Genomic DNA, 15,689 nt, shown 5'->3' with positions numbered 1-15,689 from the left:
GTAAACGCCCCAACCCGCCACTTCCACAGCGGAGTTCCGACCCCGGCCGGTCGCAGAGCGCCACCCCCACGTGCCGTTGGGATGAAAACGGCCCGGGAGCGGGTCGTGGGGGTGCGGCACGATCCGCCGCGTACCCGGTCACCACCCCAGTTCGACCAAGGAAACAGTCCCAAGGGCCCATCAAGCGGCGGATCAGCCGCACCCCCACGACCCCGACCCCACAACGCACCGCACCACAACGCACCGCACCGCACCGCACCGCACCGCACCGCACCGCACCCACCACGCAACGCACCGCACCGGACCGCACCCACCACACAAGTCAGCCGGCAGAAAGAGAGGCAGCACACCAGCCGAACGAGACAGGACAAGCAAAGGGCCGCACCCCCAAGAACGGGGATACGGCCCTCAACACCCGCCCACCACCGCCCGATTGCCGGACGGCGTGGACGCGGGGGGGGACGCCTACTTGCGGATCAGGCTGCGCAGCACGTACTGCATGATGCCGCCGTTGCGGTAGTAGTCGGCCTCACCAGGCGTGTCGATGCGGACGACGGCGTCGAACTCGACGCCGGTGTCGGTGGTGACCTTGACGGTCCGCGGCGTGGTGCCGTTGTTCAGCTCCTCGACCCCGGTGAAGGAGAAGGTCTCCTCGCCGGTGAGCCCGAGCGCCTCCGCGGACTGCCCCTCCGGGAACTGGAGCGGCAGAACGCCCATGCCGATGAGGTTGGAGCGGTGGATCCGCTCGTACGACTCGGCGATGACGGCCTTGACGCCGAGGAGCGCGGTGCCCTTGGCGGCCCAGTCGCGGGACGAGCCGGAACCGTACTCCTTGCCCGCGAGGACGACCAGCGGAATGCCCTGGTCGATGTAGTTGCGGGAGGCGTCGTAGATGAACGAGACCGGGGCGCCGTCGACGGTGAAGTCGCGGGTGTAGCCGCCCTCCGTGCCGGGCGCGATCTGGTTGCGCAGCCGGATGTTGGCGAACGTGCCGCGGATCATGACCTCGTGGTTGCCTCGGCGGGAGCCGTAGGAGTTGAAGTCACGACGCTCCACACCGTGCTCGGTGAGGTACTTGCCGGCCGGGGTGTCGGCCTTGATCGCACCGGCCGGGGAGATGTGGTCGGTGGTGACCGAGTCGCCCAGCTTGGCGAGGACACGGGCGCCGGCGATGTCGGAGACCGGGGTGATCTCCATCGTCATGCCCTCGAAGTACGGGGGCTTGCGCACGTAGGTGGACTGCGGGTCCCACTCGAAGGTGTTGCCAGTGGGGATGGGCAGCGACTGCCACTGGGCATCGCCCGCGAAGACGTCCTGGTAGGACTTGTTGAACATGTCCTCGCCGATGGCGTTGGCGACGACGTCGTTGACCTCGGCCTCGGTCGGCCAGACGTCGGCGAGGAAGACCGGCTTGCCGTCCTGGTCGGTGCCGAGGGCGTCCTTGGTGATGTCGATCTTCATGGAGCCGGCGAGGGCGTAGGCGACGACCAGCGGCGGGGACGCCAGGTAGTTCATCTTGACGTCGGGGTTGATCCGGCCCTCGAAGTTGCGGTTGCCGGAGAGCACCGAAGTGACCGCGAGGTCATGGTCGTTGACGGCCTTGGAGACCTCCTCCGGCAGCGGGCCGGAGTTGCCGATGCAGGTGGTGCAGCCGTAGCCGACGAGGTTGAAGCCGACCTTGTCGAGGTACGGGGTGAGACCCGCCTTGTCGAAGTAGTCGGTGACGACCTTGGAGCCGGGGGCGAGGGTGGTCTTGACCCAGGGCTTGCGGGTCAGGCCCTTCTCCACGGCCTTCTTCGCGACGAGCGCGGCGGCGACCATGACGTACGGGTTCGACGTGTTGGTGCAGGAGGTGATGGCCGCGACCGTCACCGCACCGTGGTCGAGCTGGTAGGTCGAGCCGTCGGGGGCGGTCACGGTGACCGGGCTGGACGGGACGCCGTTGGTGGTCGCGGGGGCGTCGGAGGCCGGGAAGGACTCCTTGCCGGCCTCGTCGGCGGAGTCGACGTAGTTGCGGACGTCGAGCGCAAACTGCTGCGAGGCGTTGGCGAGGACGATGCGGTCCTGCGGGCGCTTCGGGCCGGCGATGGAGGGGACGACCGTCGAGAGGTCGAGCTCCAGCTTCTCGGAGAAGTCGGGCTCGGCCTTCGGGTCGAGCCAGAGCCCCTGCTCCTTGGCGTACGACTCGACGAGCGCGACCTGCTGCTCGGAACGGCCGGTCAGACGCAGGTACTTGAGGGTCTCGTCGTCGATCGGGAAGATCGCGGCGGTGGAGCCGAACTCCGGCGACATGTTGCCGATGGTGGCGCGGTTGGCGAGGCTCGTGGCCGCGACGCCCTCGCCGTAGAACTCGACGAACTTGCCGACGACGCCGTGCTTGCGCAGCATCTCGGTGATGGTGAGCACGAGGTCGGTGGCGGTGGTGCCGGGCTTCAGCTCACCGGTGAGCTTGAAGCCGACGACGCGCGGGATGAGCATGGAGACCGGCTGGCCGAGCATCGCGGCCTCGGCCTCGATGCCGCCGACGCCCCAGCCGAGGACGCCGAGTCCGTTGACCATGGTGGTGTGGGAGTCGGTGCCGACGAGGGTGTCGGGGTAGGCCTGCCCGCCGCGGACCATGACGGTGCGCGCGAGGTGCTCGATGTTGACCTGGTGGACGATGCCGGTGCCGGGCGGGACGACCTTGAACTCGTCGAAGGCGGTCTGGCCCCAGCGCAGGAACTGGTAGCGCTCGCGGTTGCGGCCGTACTCCAGCTCGACGTTCTGCGCGAACGCCTCGTGGGTGCCGAACTTGTCGGCGATGACGGAGTGGTCGATGACCAGCTCGGCCGGCGCCAGCGGGTTGATCTTCGCCGCGTCGCCACCCAGCTCCTTGACGGCCTCGCGCATGGTGGCGAGGTCGACGACGCAGGGCACGCCGGTGAAGTCCTGCATGATCACGCGGGCGGGCGTGAACTGGATCTCCTGGCTGGGCTGGGCCTGGGAGTCCCAGCCGCCGAGGGCCCGGATGTGGTCGGCGGTGATGTTCGCGCCGTCCTCCGTGCGGAGCAGGTTCTCCAGCAGCACCTTCAGGCTGTACGGAAGGCGAGCCGAGCCTTCCACCTTGTCCAGCCGGAAGATCTCGTACGACTCGTCGCCCACCTGCAGCGTGCTGCGGGCGTCGAAGCTGTTCGCCGACACGACAGTCTCCTTCATTGATGTGCGCGTACCACCACGATCCTGCCGCCCCGGCGTCTTGGCCGATCCGCTAAGGTAAGGCTAAGTTAGGTAAGCCTTACCGGGTGGGCGGCTGCGGTACCCCTCGGCAGATATCTCGATGTCGAGATAACTCTAGTACATGGGGCCGGGATGGTCATGCCCGCCCCGACTGTGGCGTGCGCCGCTTCTCCCGGCACGCGGGAGAAGACCCCGCCCCTTCGCGATCCGTCCGAGCCGCCCGAGCCACCCGAGCCGCCCGAGCAACCGCCTCGCCACCCATCGAAGGCCGAAGTCGGGGTATCCGGAGTGGGCGAGGAACAACAGGCCACTCAAAGGGAGTCACCGTGCCTCTGACCTTCCGCAAGAGTTTCCGGATCCTGCCCGGCGTGCGGTTGAACATCAACAAGCGCTCGTGGTCCATCACCTCGGGCGGCAAGAAGGGCCCGCACTACACGCACAGCAGCACGGGCCGCCGGACGACGTCCATGGACCTGCCGGGCCCGTTCGGCTGGCGGCGCACCACGAAGTCCCGCAGGAAGTGAGGCGGGCGCGGGCCGGGGCGAAGAACGACGAGTCACCCCACCACGAGCCGAGCCCCGGCCCACCGCCGCACCCGCAGGCCCGTTGCCGCCCCCACCACCCACCACACCAATCGTCCGCCGCCCGCCGCCCGCGGTGCGCTGTCCGCCGTCCGCCGTCCGCCGTCCGCCGTCCGCCGTCCGCCTGACAACGCATCACCCGAATGGCCCCCTCAGCGAGCGCCATCTCATATCTGAGATAACCTCAACCTCATGGCAGACGACTACCTCGTACGCATCGGCAAGCTCATCCGTGACGCCCGGCAACACCGTGGCTGGACACAGACGCAGCTCGCGGAGGCGCTCGGCACCAGCCAGAGTGCCGTCAACCGCATCGAGCGCGGCAACCAGAACATCAGCCTTGAGATGATCGCCCGAATCGGTGAAGCCCTGGACAGCGAGATCGTGTCGCTGGGATACGCGGGCCCGATGCATCTGCGGGTGGTCGGCCGCCGTCGGCTGTCCGGTGCCATCGACGTCAAGACGAGCAAGAACGCGTGCGTGGCCCTGCTCTGCGCGTCGCTTCTCAACAAGGGCCGCACGGTACTACGTCGGGTCGCCCGGATCGAGGAGGTGTACCGCCTGCTCGAGGTGCTCAACTCGATCGGTGTGCGCACCCGTTGGATCAACGACGGTGTGGACCTGGAGCTGGTGCCGCCCGCCGAGATCGACATGAACGCCATCGACGCCGAGGCGGCCGTGCGGACGCGGTCGATCATCATGTTCCTCGGCCCGCTGCTGCACCGCATGGACCGCTTCAAGCTGCCGTACGCGGGCGGTTGCGACCTCGGCACCCGCACCATCGAGCCGCACATGATCGCGCTGCGCCGGTTCGGTCTCGACGTCGCCGCCACCGAGGGCCAGTACCACGCGACGGTCAACCACGCGGTCCGCCCCGACCGGCCGATCGTCCTGACCGAGCGCGGCGACACCGTCACCGAGAACGCGCTGCTGGCCGCCGCCCGGCACGCCGGCGTCACGGTCATCCGGAACGCGTCGTCCAACTACATGGTCCAGGACCTGTGTTTCTTCCTGGAGGCGCTGGGGGTGCGGGTCGAGGGCATCGGCACGACGACCCTGACCGTGCACGGTGTCGCGAACATCGACACCGATGTGGACTACTCCCCCTCCGAGGACCCGGTGGAGGCGATGAGCCTGCTGGCCGCCGCGGTCGTGACGGAGTCGGAGCTGACGGTGCGCCGGGTGCCGATCGAGTTCCTGGAGATCGAGCTGGCGGTCCTGGAGGAGATGGGCCTCGACCACGACCGCACGCCCGAGTACGTCGCCGACAACGGCCGCACCCGGCTGGTGGACCTCACGGTCCGGCCCTCCAAGCTGGAGGCGCCGATCGACAAGATCCACCCGATGCCGTTCCCGGGCCTGAACATCGACAACGTCCCGTTCTTCGCGGCGATCGCGGCGGTCGCGGAGGGCAAGACGCTCATCCACGACTGGGTCTACGACAACCGGGCGATCTACCTGACCGACCTGAACCGCCTGGGCGGCCGCCTCCAACTCCTGGACCCGCACCGCGTGTTGGTGGAGGGCCCGACCCGCTGGCGAGCGGCGGAGATGATGTGCCCACCGGCCCTGCGCCCCGCGGTGGTGGTCCTCCTGGCGATGATGGCAGCGGAGGGCACGTCGGTCCTGCGCAACGTCTATGTCATCAACCGGGGTTACGAGGACCTCGCGGAGCGGCTGAACTCGGTGGGGGCGCAGATCGAGATCTTCCGGGACATTTGATGTGAGGATGCCGCCGCACCCCGTCTGACCTGCGATGCAACGGGTCAGGGAGGGGTGCGGCGGCATCTCTGGGACTTCTCTGGGACTTTGGGCCCCCGGCGGGCCACGGGCCACGCTCCACGGACTCTGCCGACCGGCCGCGGCTACGCGAAGATCGCGTCGATGGCGGCGGTGCCCCGTGCGCCGGCGCGGGGCAGGAAGTGGGAGTACTTCCGCAGCGTGAACCCGGGATCGGAGTGCCCCAGCCAGCGTGCCAGGGAGACAACCGATTCGCCAGCCTCCAGTTCCTCGGAGGCGAAGAAGTGGCGCAGAGCGTGGAAGCCGTGCTCCCGGGACGGCTCCCACACGCGAGCGCCGTCGGTGCTGCCCTCCTCCAGCGGAGCGATCACGCCTGCCGCAGCCAGAGCGGGCTTCCACACGTAGGAGTTGAAGTAGTTCCGGTTGATGGCCTTCCGCTCGCGTCCCGTCACCAGGAGGCTGTAGGTCCTCGGCCGCCGGTGTTTGGCTTCCACCGGCGTCTCGGCAGGAGTCGGGTCGTCCCAGGGCAGCGTGACCGGCACCGGCGCGAACCGCTCCATGTGCTGCCGGATGGCCCGAGCCACGCTGGGCGGCAACGGCACGTCCCTGACCTTGCGTCCCTTGGGAAGCGCGAAACACAGCTTCGTCCGCACCATCTTGACCTGCCGCCGGACGTGGACGACTTCCTTCTCGAAGTCGATGTCATCCGCTGAGAGCCCGAGCGCCTCCCCTTGGCGGAGCCCAAGACCTGCTCCGATCACGAGGAGGAGTCGGTAGCGGTCCGGCATGGCCGCCCGTACCGCCAGGACCCGTTCGGGCGGCCACGCCTCGACCCTGCCGGGGGTGGCGGCCGGCGGGCCGACCGTGCTGGAGCGGCACGGGTTGCGTCCGAGGCGACGGTCCTCGACGGCGGCCTGGAGGACGCTGGAGAGCGTCGCCCAGACCAGACGGATCGAGGTCGGACCGAGGTCCTTCTCCAACCGCTTCTTCCAGTGGCGCAGGACTTCCGTGCCGATGGCGTTCAGCGGCTGAGCACCCAGGTGGGGAACGATGTGCCGGCGTACCCTCTGCTCGATCCGCTCGATCGTGGACGGGTCACCGCTCTGGGTGGGCCACCAGTGGGTCGCGATGTAGTCCTTGAGGGAGATGGCCCCATCGCGGGGATCGACGAACTCGCCTCGGCGGGCGTCGGTCTGAGCCTGGGCGAGCCAGGTCTTGGCGTCCTGGAGGGCGTCGAAGGACCGGTCCTTCACACCGGGGATGCCCTTGACGCGGTAGCGGGTGCACTTGCCGTACAGGGCGGTGCGGTCGCGCTTGCCGGTTTTCGGGTTCGGGCGCTTCTTCAGCCATCGGTCTTCTATGTAGCCGGCCAGGTCGAACTCCTTTACAACGAGGGCAACGGCAGCGTTCTACTGCACTTGGGAGGCGTCAGGCGCTGGCAAAGCGGGCGGAACGCTCCTGGGAACGGACACTGAGCGGGCTGAGGGCCGGATTGGAGCGGGAGTCGGCCTGCTCCTGTTCACGGACCCAGGCGTCGAGCGCTTCCACCCTGTACATGACGCGGCCCCGGGGGCCCATGCGGAAGCTCGGCGGTCCCTGCCGACGGTGGCGCCAGACGTAGAGGGTGTGGGGTGAGAGGCCGAGGTAATCGGCGGCGTCCTTCACGGTCAGGAAGGCCGTGCGTACGGCGACCGAAGAACTCGGAGCAGTGGATGGAACACGCAATGTTTGTGCAGGAATGAGAGGTTCTCCGTGGGGTGTGCGGCTTGGGGACTCATATCGCGGCGGCGCCTGCGCATGGAGGGCGCTCGCCACGGAACAGAGTCGTCGAAATGACGACGGCGAGACGGAGGAAGGGGTTCGGTAGGCACCCGCACTCCGTGGATCAGCCGGAGCGGGCCGCTTTACCGCTTGACCTTCGGAAGGGCCGTGGCCTTGGCCAAGTGATTCCAGTCGATGTCGGCATCTCCCTGGCGGAAGCAGTACGGGTAGCGCAGCGCCAGCCATTCCGGGGTTACGCCGGCCAACTCGGCGACAGCGAAAAACGAGTTGCCCATCCTCAGCCACTCCGCCAAGCGGGACTCACGGAGGATGGAGATGGGCTCCCCCAGGCGCCACGAGTACAGCTCATCTCGGGGCAGGACGGCCTCTTGAGCCTGCTGCCACACCCGCTGGCACACGGAAGTCGGGAGCGGCCCACCGCGCGTGCCAGGAAACAGCAGATCGTCCTCCCGCAGACCAGCCCCACTGATCCACTCCCGCAGGAACTCAACGAACCTGGGCTGGAGCGGGATCTCCCGCGCTACTCCTCGGTGACGGGTTGTCAACTCTCCCGCATCACCGTCCGGAAGCACCACGTCGCGGACTCGCAAGGCGCGAGCCTCGCCCGGACGCAGCGCCTGTTCCGCCACGGTGAGCATGAAGGGGTACACCGAGTGATCGACACCCGCGTGCCCACGTATGCACTCGAGCAGCGATCGAACCTGCTCCATGGAAAGCAACCATTCTTCGTCCATTACGTCGACAGACACAGCTATGAACTCCTCGGGGGGAAAGGGTCGGCATGCGCCACGGGGATTCGCGTAGCAGGTTCAATACTCCGCACGATCCCCGGTTTCGGTAACCGGGGATCCCGTGCTATAGGACCAATGGTCTTCACGATGCTGACATCGGATCTACATCAGATGTGGGCCGACGGAAAGCCTTCGCAATCTTCAGGAACCGCTCTAGGTTGACTTACACATGGCCCTCTATTCCAGTCCGTTCCGGCCCCAACTTGTCTGCCGTCGGCGAATCGCCCCGATGTCGCCTGCTCGCCAGGACCCTTCGACAGCGCTCACCTCGTAGCCCGAAGCGGCCGGATAGAGCAGGCGTCTTCTAAGCGCTTGGCCGCAGGTTCGAGTCCTGCCGGGGGCGCCACCGGCTTACCACCGACGAGGCCGCGTTTTCCCAGTTCAGGGTGTGTTTACGCGGCCTCCGGCTACCGCGCAAACCGATGGCCCGGCAGGTGCCGGAGTCCGGCTGGCACTGACTGAAACCGGGTCTCTACGGCTGGCCGTCCCCCATGCGTCCCCCAGAATCCCGCCCCTCAAGCCCTTCCACGAGAACCCGCCCCGACATATGGAAAGTGGTCCGGGCCCCACCGTGGTGGGGCCCGGACCACTTCATGCTGCCGATACGTAGCGGATACCGACAATCCGTTTCAAGTAATCGGATTGTCGACCGCCGATGCACCGGGCGTAGATCGCGAGCAGGACCGGCACGCTGTTGCCCGCCCACGCAGCTACCTGGGCCGGGGGGATACCTTCATTCAGCCACGCGGTCAGACAGATATGACGGCAGTCGTACACCCGTCTGCCAGCCGGGGACTCGTACTCGTGCGGCGCAAGGACTGCCTTACGCGCCTTGTCCCAGAGTCGTCGGAAGACGGACCCCGCCAGCATGCCCCCCTTCCGCTCCCCCGGGAAGAGCAAGTCGGCCGGCCCCAGCTTGTGACGCTCGACGACCGTCCGCAGCAGGGCGACAAGATCGGGGTGGATTGGCACGGTGCGCGTGTCTCCGTCAGCTCGACCCTTCAGGTACCGCTGTTCGTGCGGGTCCCCCGTATCGGTCCATTGACTGCCGACCTCCGGCTGGGCCTCGTGCACCACGAACTCCCCCCAGACCGGTTCGCCGTCTTCGTCCACGGCGCCAGGCTCCGGGAGGTAAGCGTCAGCTACGCGTAGGGCAACGGCTTCCTCGGGGCGGAGGCCGGCGTAGCAGAGCGTGGCGAAGAACGCCTGGTAGACAGCTGCGTGGCGCGGGCGGCGGCCGATCCAGTCCAGGAGAGCCGCTACCTGCTCCTGATTCAGCAGCGAGCGCTTGTCGATGGCCTGGGCCACCTTGGGAGCACCACCGCCCTCCCCCTTGCCCTTCCCTTTCGGGAGCGGGTTCGACCGGAGGATGCCGTGTCGCACGGCGTACTCCATTGCCAGGTTCATGATCCGCCGGTTTCGGGTGACGGAGCTGGCTGCGGCTGCGGTGCCGTCCAGTAGCGTTCCTAGTGCGGTGACGACTGCGTCGACCTTCTCGGTCTTCTCCCAGGCAGACATCGGCAGGGTGTTCCGCTGAACCCAGTCGAGGACGACTCGGACGTCATCAGGGATGGGCTCATCCGGGTTGGTCCGCCGCTTGGTATTGAAGGCCCACTCGCGCAGTGCCGTGCGAACGAAGACCGCCTCGAACTGCGGCGTAGTCCGGAGAAGGGCGACAGTTGCTGTGGTCATCGCCTTGGCGAGGTTCTTTCGAGTATTACCCGAGGAGTGGGGCCACGTCTTATCGACGAAGTCAAGAGCAAAGTCGTACCAGTTGGTCTCCGCCGCCTTGCTGGAGTGCGATATGGGCAGTCCAGTTTCGAGGCTGAAGGGTTCACCACGCTTGACCGCAGTCAGCAGATCCGAGCGGCGAGCATCCGCAAGTGCTTTGGTGCTGTAGGTCTTGCTGTGCTTCTTGGCACCGACCTTCCAAACTACCTTATAGGTGTACCCGTTGGCTCGCTCGCGCCGCTCGATGCTGTAGACCCGGACGTCAAACGTACTGTCTATCAAAGACGATCCTCACAATCAGTAAGCCAGTTTTCGAAATCGCCGCGCCGTATCCGGAGTGAGCCGTTGGGAAGCCGAATGCAGCGCGGTCCACGCCCCTTCTGCCGCCAGTCATAGAAGGTCGACTTGGCAATCTGCAGCTCGGCGCAGACCTCGTCAACCGTCAGCTTTTGCCCAGGTCGAACCGCTACCGCCATGAGGCCACCTCGCGATTGCGGATGGACGCGGGGGTGGCGAGCGAGGCACACGGGTCTGCCAGCCCGGGGCGAAAATGGGCAGGGGGTATCGCGGATCGGCACATGGCGGGTGTTCCTTGCGAAGGAGCGCGCGGGGGCGACAGAGCGGAACCAACAGCACTGAGGACCCACGCCGACTCGGCGGAGGCACCGCTGACATTCAGCTATCAGGCGCTGCGGATTCAGGGCAGCAGCGGGCGGGGGCCGCGCATACCTCCTTGCGTCTTATGCGGCGCTGCCTACTGCGTCCGCCACGGCTCCACCGCCAAGCACAGCCGGGTGCGAACACCATTAATGCTCCGCACGATCCCCGGTTTCGGTAACCGGGGATCGTCTGCTATATATCGCTCTGCACTACGAGAGCTGCCCCTCGCCCCTTTCTCCGCCTCGATTAGGAGGCCAAGCGGTACGAGTGGAGAGCGGGGGTCGCACCATCCGCGACAAGCTCCAGCAGCCGGTCGCCGGTGCGGCGTTCGAGGTTGCGTGCCACGACGCACTCGGAGGCGCCAACGGCATGGGCAGTGTGGCGAGTTGCGGCGCCGGGATGTACCGCCATGCAGGCGAGGACCTCTCGGTCGCGGTGGTAGCCGCGTTGTAGCAGGTCCTCACCGAACAGACCTGCCGCCGCGCAGACGCAGAGACAAACCCTGTAGACAGGGCGGCGTAGTCCTCCGTCACCTGGGCGGTCCACGCGTTCGCGGCGCTGAGCGGCATGAGGATGAGGGCAGTGAAGGGGGCAGATCGGATTGCGGAATTCGGCAGGTGGACCTCCTTGGGGCTGCGCTCGGTCACGGGACCGAGTGGCGCGGGCTGCGGGCTGGGGGCGACCGTCTGCCGGTTTCCCGGAAGCCCACATCCCCCTGTTGACCTGGTGTTTTTCCGGGTCGTTGTACGTTGACATGATCCCGGAGGAGCTTCCAGTCCATTGGGGCTCTTCCTCGTCTGCCATGAGCTGAAGCCGTACCAGGCGTCCTCCGGCACGCCGAGTGGAACGCGCGCCAGACTTCCTGGGAAGTTGACTGATCACCACCCTGCCGCCAAGGCTCAGTCGCTCGGAGGGATCTTGGGCAGGGATGTAGAAATGCTCCGGGCGGCGGCGATGCTGCACGGCATCGGCTGCACACCCTCGCTGGCCACCACCGGGTTCCATCCGCTCGATGGTGCCCGGTACCTCCGCGATCACATAGCTGCGGACGAGACGTTGGGGGCAGCGGCGACGGCGATCTGGACAGCGGACACGTGCATGGGCAGGTGCCTCCGGGTGGGGGGCACAGTGATGGGGACGGCCCCGTGACCGGGCACCCGAGGGTCAGCGCTCGGGCTTGGGGGGCCGCTGCATCAGCGCGGCGGCGGCCTCGTCGAGGGTGACCTTCTCGCGCAGCAGGGCAGAGATCACTTCCGTGATCGGCATCTCAACGCCGTGGGCATGAGCGAGGGCGAGAACCGCCTCGGCGGATTTGACGCCTTCGGTAGTCTGCCGGGTGGCGGCCGTCGCCTGTTCGACGCTTAGGCCGTGGCCGAGGTGGGTGCCGAAGGTGCGGTTACGGGAAAGCGGAGACGAGCAGGTGGCCACTAGGTCGCCGAGGCCGGCCAGACCGGCGAGGGTGGCCGGGTGGGCACCCATGGCCACAGCAAGCCGGGTGGTCTCTGCCAGCCCGCGCGTGATGAGCATCGCCGAGGCGTTGTCGCCCAGGCCCATGCCTGAGGCGATGCCGACCGCCAGGGCGATGACGTTCTTCACGGCTCCGCCCAACTCGCAGCCGGTCACGTCGGTGCTGGTGTAGGGCCGGAAGTAGGTGGTGTGGCATACCTGCTGGAAGCGACGGGCGGCGTCCTCGTCGGGGCAGGCGACGGTGGCAGCGGCGGGCTGGCCGTCCATGATCTCGCGGGCGAGGTTCGGGCCCGACAGCACTGCGACCCGGTTCGCGTTCACGCCGGTCACCTCGGTGATGACCTGGCTCGCCCGTTCCCCGCTGCCCAGTTCGATGCCCTTCATCAGCGACACGATCACGGTGTCGGGCCCGATGTGCGGCGTCCACGCGGCGAGGTTGGTCCGCAGGGACTGCGCGGGGATGGACAGCACAAGGTAGTCCGCGCCGCGAAGCGCGGCGGCCGGATCGGTCGTAGCCGTCAGGGAGGCGGGCAGCTCTACGTCCGGGAAGTAGCCGGGGTTGCGGTGAACCGTGTTGATCGCATCGGCGATCTCGTCTCTGCGGGCGTGCACGGTGACGTCGCTACCGGCGTCGGCCAGGATCTTGGCGACTGCGGTACCCCAAGACCCGGCCGAGAACACCGCCGCACGGGCGGAACGGTGCTGGCTCACTGCGGGGTCCTCTCACCGGACGCGGGCCCGTCACCGGGACGGCGGCCGGGCCCGGACACCCTATCGGCCGCGCCAGGCCCGGGCGGAACACGCGTGGGGCGCCGCACGGTCAGCCGCACTGCTTGACGGCCCTTCCCCACCTGACGTCCGCCCGGCGGGGGATCAGAACGGTAGACGTCCTGGGACGTCCGGCCGATCACCGCTCGGCCCCCGCGCCCTACGTCATAGTCTGCCGAGCATGGATCTCACCGTTTGGGCCCGCGACCTGGCCAGGTCCCTCCTCGCGGAGCCCCTGCCTCGGCGCTGGGCACACTCTCAGGGCGTTGCCGCAAGGGCCCGGTCCCTGGTAGGGATCCTGGGCGACGACGCGGAACTACTGTGGGCCGCGGCGATGCTGCACGACATTGGGTACACGCCGTCGCTCGCCACGACGGGGTTCCATCCGCTGGACGGCGCCCGCTACCTGCGCGACCGTTCAGCCGCGGACGAGCGCCTGGTACGGCTGGTCGCCAACCACTCGTACGCGCTGTTGGAGGCGGAAGAGCGCGGGCTGCGGGAAGAGCTGGAGGGTGAGTTCCCGATCCTCGACCACGCCGAGCTGGTGGATGCTCTCGTGTACTGCGATATGACCACCACTCCGGATGGCACCCTCACCACCGTGGGTGCCCGGCTGGCGGAGATCCTTACTCGGTATGACCGCGACAGCATCGTCGGCCGATTCATCCGCCGAGCCGATGAGGATCTCCGAGCTGCTGTACACAGAGTTGAAGCCCGGCTGATCTTGGCAGAGCGGTAAAGGAGGGCACGGCGCTCAGTCGACGTGAGGGAACGTCCCGTCCAGATAGTGGGCGATCTGCTTCCGCATGGAGGGGTGGATGTCGTAGGAGTCCAGTTCGCCGGGCAGGATCCAGCGGACGCCATCGGCTTCGTCGTTGATGGTGGGCTCGCCTCCGACCGGTCGGCCGATCACGGTGACTTCGTATGCCTGTCGGATCTCCCCGTCCGTGTAGGCCACGACATGCTCAGGGACCGAATACACGCCGAGGAGCCCGGTGGGTTCGGCGTCGATTCCGGTTTCTTCCTTGCATTCCCGGACTGCGCACTGCGATGGGGATTCCCCTATGTCCATGGCTCCCCCGGGCAGAGCCCACTGCCCCGTGTCGCGGCGCCGCTGCAGGAGGATCGCCCCGTCCGCCTCCCGGACTACGAGCATGTTGCACGCCGGAATCAACGTGTTCGGCTTGGGTGCGTTCTCGTCGTACCAGTACTCCGTACGTCCCATCGCGGGCCGCGCTCCTCACATGGACTCGGGTGACCAGGGCTTTGCAGTCTCCCAGACCGCGTCGAAGCTGCCGGCGTAGTGGTCGAACCAGCCGTCTTCCTCCAGGCGCCGCAGCTCGAACAGGGGGTTTGCGCTGGCGGGCTGCCCCCAGACGTGCGGGTTGACCAGGAGCACGTCATCGAAGCGGAAGAGGCTGTTGTAGAGGGTGGTGTCGTGGAGGCGCACCTCGCACCCGGGCGTGCCGATCAGCTTGCGGTAGTAGGTGAGGGACGCCCTGATCTTTGCGGAGAGGGTGCCGCCGATGCCTTCTTCCTCGTCCCTGACGGCGACCGCCTTGCCCGATGGGTCACCGAAACAGAGGCGGACCTGAACTCCGGCGTCGGAGCGCTCGGCAAGCATCGCCGCAACGCGCGGGTTGGTCTGCGCGAAGAACGTGCCGCTGAACACCAGTACGTCGATGTGTTCCTGAGCGGTCTTCAGGAGGCGGACCCAGGACTTCTGCGGGAAGCTCGCGCGGTTCGGAAAGGCAGCGACCAGTTCGGTCTGCTCGGTCGGCTGCCCCTGCGCCTCGTCCTCCTCGGGCGGCCACAGGTACGACATGTCCACACCGAGACGCTTCGCAACCGCCCATTGGTGCCGACGGAGTGGCTGCCGGCCGATGCTGATCCAGCGCTCCACCGTCTTGACATCAACTTGGCACGAGGCCGCGAGGTCCTCGGGGGTTACCTGCCTCTGGAGCATCACCGTACGCAACCGGTCGTTCACCATCGCATCCTCGCAGGACGTCCTGGGACGCGGCAAGATCTTGTGGGACGCCAGGACGTCCCACAAGGTCACTTTTAACAGGTAGTTCACGCTGCCTACCCTGGTCCCGTGCAGCGAATTGTGTTGTGGGACGTGGACCACACCCTTGTGGAAAACTCCGGTGTGAGCAAGGAGATCTACGCCAGCGCCTTCAAGGCACTAGCTGGGCGGGAGGCCGAATTGCCTGCTCCAACGGAGGGGCGTACGGACCGGGCGATCATGCGCGAGATGTTCACCCGGCACGGTTTGCCGGATCCTGACTGGGAGCGGGCGCAGCAGGCGCTGGAGGAAGCCGGCCGTCGCTGCGAGGAAGATCTGCGACGGCGGGGTCATGTCCTGCCCGGTGTCGAGGACGCGTTGAAGGCACTCGCGGCGGACCCAGCTATCTGTTCCTCGGTCCTCACCGGCAACATTTCGGCCAATGCCCGCGTCAAACTGCGGGCATTCGGGCTTGATGATCTGCTCGACATGGCTGTTGGCGGGTACGGCGAGGACAGCGACGATCGAGCGCGTCTCGTCGACGCCGCCCGTGCCCGTATCCATGCAGCCCACGGCATCCCACTCGTCGCGCCGACCGTCCTGATCGGGGACACGCCCCGCGATGTGCGCGCCGCGCATGACGCCCAGGCACACTGCATCGCCGTCGCCTCCGGGATCCACTCGGTGGCAGAACTCCGCGCTGCTGGGGCCGACGCCGTCGTCCCTGATCTGACCGACACGGAGGGCTTGTTGACCCTCCTGCGGGAAGTCCTGACCTGAGTGGACAACAGAGCTCCGGGACTAGAGACCGGTGACCGGGTCAGGGGCAAGGCGTAGCAGCGCAGCGTGTCCAGATCTTCGCTGTGGACCGAGGACCAGGACGCGGTCAGCAATTCGGCGTGCTGCGGGCTGATCCCGATGGATTTCCGTTCGTCCGGGAGGCGT

General features: G+C 67.3%; 13 protein-coding genes, 1 tRNA gene and 1 pseudogene. 6 read left to right on the top strand and 9 right to left on the bottom strand.

What is annotated here, in order from left to right; genetic code table 11:
- Positions 1–465 precede the first annotated feature (465 nt).
- Positions 466–3,180: an aconitate hydratase AcnA gene (gene acnA / locus DDJ31_RS29530; RefSeq protein ID WP_127177353.1), complete on the bottom strand. Its 2,715-nt coding sequence runs from the start codon at positions 3,178–3,180 to the stop codon at positions 466–468.
- A gap of 362 nt (positions 3,181–3,542) precedes the next feature.
- Between acnA and DDJ31_RS29525 the strand changes: the two genes are divergently transcribed.
- Positions 3,543–3,740 carry a DUF4236 domain-containing protein gene (locus DDJ31_RS29525; RefSeq protein ID WP_127177354.1) on the top strand — a complete coding sequence of 66 codons (198 nt, stop codon included), beginning with the start codon at positions 3,543–3,545 and terminating at the stop codon, positions 3,738–3,740.
- 249 nt (positions 3,741–3,989) lie between these two features.
- Entirely contained in the window at positions 3,990–5,519 is a 1,530-nt protein-coding gene (locus DDJ31_RS29520) for a helix-turn-helix domain-containing protein (protein WP_127177355.1), read from the top strand.
- A gap of 143 nt (positions 5,520–5,662) precedes the next feature.
- Here DDJ31_RS29520 and DDJ31_RS29515 read toward each other — a convergent pair whose 3' ends face one another.
- The 3 genes from DDJ31_RS29515 to DDJ31_RS29505 form a co-directional block, all read right to left on the bottom strand.
- Positions 5,663–6,883, bottom strand: a complete 1,221-nt coding sequence (locus tag DDJ31_RS29515; RefSeq protein WP_127177356.1) for a tyrosine-type recombinase/integrase — start codon at positions 6,881–6,883, stop codon at positions 5,663–5,665.
- A gap of 82 nt (positions 6,884–6,965) precedes the next feature.
- Positions 6,966–7,544 (bottom strand): helix-turn-helix transcriptional regulator, encoded by a 579-nt coding sequence (locus DDJ31_RS39395; RefSeq protein ID WP_240678029.1) that lies wholly within the window; start codon positions 7,542–7,544, stop codon positions 6,966–6,968.
- Positions 7,442–8,068 carry a site-specific integrase gene (locus tag DDJ31_RS29505; protein WP_127177357.1) on the bottom strand — a complete coding sequence of 209 codons (627 nt, stop codon included), beginning with the start codon at positions 8,066–8,068 and terminating at the stop codon, positions 7,442–7,444. Before DDJ31_RS29505 ends, DDJ31_RS39395 begins: the two co-directional genes overlap by 103 nt.
- 312 nt (positions 8,069–8,380) lie before the next feature.
- On the opposite strand from DDJ31_RS29505, the gene DDJ31_RS29500 reads away from it, so the two are divergent.
- Positions 8,381–8,456: transfer RNA gene (locus DDJ31_RS29500), tRNA-Arg, on the top strand.
- A 245-nt stretch (positions 8,457–8,701) separates the two neighbouring features.
- Here the strand turns inward: DDJ31_RS29500 and DDJ31_RS29495 are convergent.
- On the bottom strand, positions 8,702–10,123 hold the full coding sequence (locus tag DDJ31_RS29495) for a tyrosine-type recombinase/integrase (protein WP_240678030.1): 1,422 nt from the start codon (positions 10,121–10,123) through the stop codon (positions 8,702–8,704).
- Positions 10,120–10,317 (bottom strand): helix-turn-helix transcriptional regulator, encoded by a 198-nt coding sequence (locus DDJ31_RS29490; RefSeq protein ID WP_126271975.1) that lies wholly within the window; start codon positions 10,315–10,317, stop codon positions 10,120–10,122. The genes DDJ31_RS29495 and DDJ31_RS29490 overlap by 4 nt, the downstream gene beginning before the upstream one ends.
- A 1,072-nt stretch (positions 10,318–11,389) precedes the next feature.
- On the opposite strand from DDJ31_RS29490, the pseudogene DDJ31_RS39390 reads away from it, so the two are divergent.
- Positions 11,390–11,554, top strand: a pseudogene (locus tag DDJ31_RS39390) (phosphohydrolase); the annotation flags it as partial.
- A 111-nt stretch (positions 11,555–11,665) separates the two neighbouring features.
- Here the strand turns inward: DDJ31_RS39390 and DDJ31_RS29485 are convergent.
- The gene (locus DDJ31_RS29485) at positions 11,666–12,679 is read right to left on the bottom strand and encodes an NAD(P)H-dependent glycerol-3-phosphate dehydrogenase (protein ID WP_127177358.1); all 1,014 of its coding nucleotides are present in this window, start codon (positions 12,677–12,679) and stop codon (positions 11,666–11,668) included.
- Between the two features lie 238 nt (positions 12,680–12,917).
- Here DDJ31_RS29485 and DDJ31_RS29480 point away from each other — a divergent pair, with 238 nt between their 5' ends.
- Positions 12,918–13,475, top strand: a complete 558-nt coding sequence (locus tag DDJ31_RS29480) for an HD domain-containing protein (protein ID WP_127177359.1) — start codon at positions 12,918–12,920, stop codon at positions 13,473–13,475.
- A gap of 15 nt (positions 13,476–13,490) precedes the next feature.
- Here DDJ31_RS29480 and DDJ31_RS29475 read toward each other — a convergent pair whose 3' ends face one another.
- Together DDJ31_RS29475 and DDJ31_RS29470 are read right to left on the bottom strand one after the other, a co-directional pair.
- Positions 13,491–13,961 carry an NUDIX hydrolase gene (locus DDJ31_RS29475; RefSeq protein ID WP_127177360.1) on the bottom strand — a complete coding sequence of 157 codons (471 nt, stop codon included), beginning with the start codon at positions 13,959–13,961 and terminating at the stop codon, positions 13,491–13,493.
- Between the two features lie 15 nt (positions 13,962–13,976).
- Positions 13,977–14,726, bottom strand: coding sequence for a helix-turn-helix domain-containing protein (locus DDJ31_RS29470; protein WP_127182551.1), 750 nt, complete (start codon positions 14,724–14,726; stop codon positions 13,977–13,979).
- Positions 14,727–14,834: 108 nt separating this feature from the next.
- Here DDJ31_RS29470 and DDJ31_RS29465 point away from each other — a divergent pair, with 108 nt between their 5' ends.
- Positions 14,835–15,524 carry an HAD family hydrolase gene (locus DDJ31_RS29465; RefSeq protein ID WP_127177361.1) on the top strand — a complete coding sequence of 230 codons (690 nt, stop codon included), beginning with the start codon at positions 14,835–14,837 and terminating at the stop codon, positions 15,522–15,524.
- Positions 15,525–15,689 lie beyond the last annotated feature (165 nt).

The organism is Streptomyces griseoviridis (assembly GCF_005222485.1).
In the GTDB taxonomy this organism is placed as follows: Bacteria; Actinomycetota; Actinomycetes; order Streptomycetales; family Streptomycetaceae; genus Streptomyces; species Streptomyces hintoniae.
Note: the sequence above shows the minus strand (reverse complement) of the source record. Positions and strands in the feature narration are given on the sequence as shown.

Bases quoted from the DNA above. Each gene is read 5' to 3' on its own strand.
- DDJ31_RS39395 (WP_240678029.1), bottom strand. From the start codon at position 7,544: ATGGCTGGCGCTGCGCTACCCGTACTGCTTCCGCCAGGGAGATGCCGA.
- DDJ31_RS29520 (WP_127177355.1), top strand. From the start codon at position 3,990: ATGGCAGACGACTACCTCGTACGCATCGGCAAGCTCATCCGTGACGCC.
- DDJ31_RS29475 (WP_127177360.1), bottom strand. From the start codon at position 13,961: ATGGGACGTACGGAGTACTGGTACGACGAGAACGCACCCAAGCCGAAC.
- DDJ31_RS29490 (WP_126271975.1), bottom strand. From the start codon at position 10,317: ATGGCGGTAGCGGTTCGACCTGGGCAAAAGCTGACGGTTGACGAGGTC.
- DDJ31_RS29480 (WP_127177359.1), top strand. From the start codon at position 12,918: ATGGATCTCACCGTTTGGGCCCGCGACCTGGCCAGGTCCCTCCTCGCG.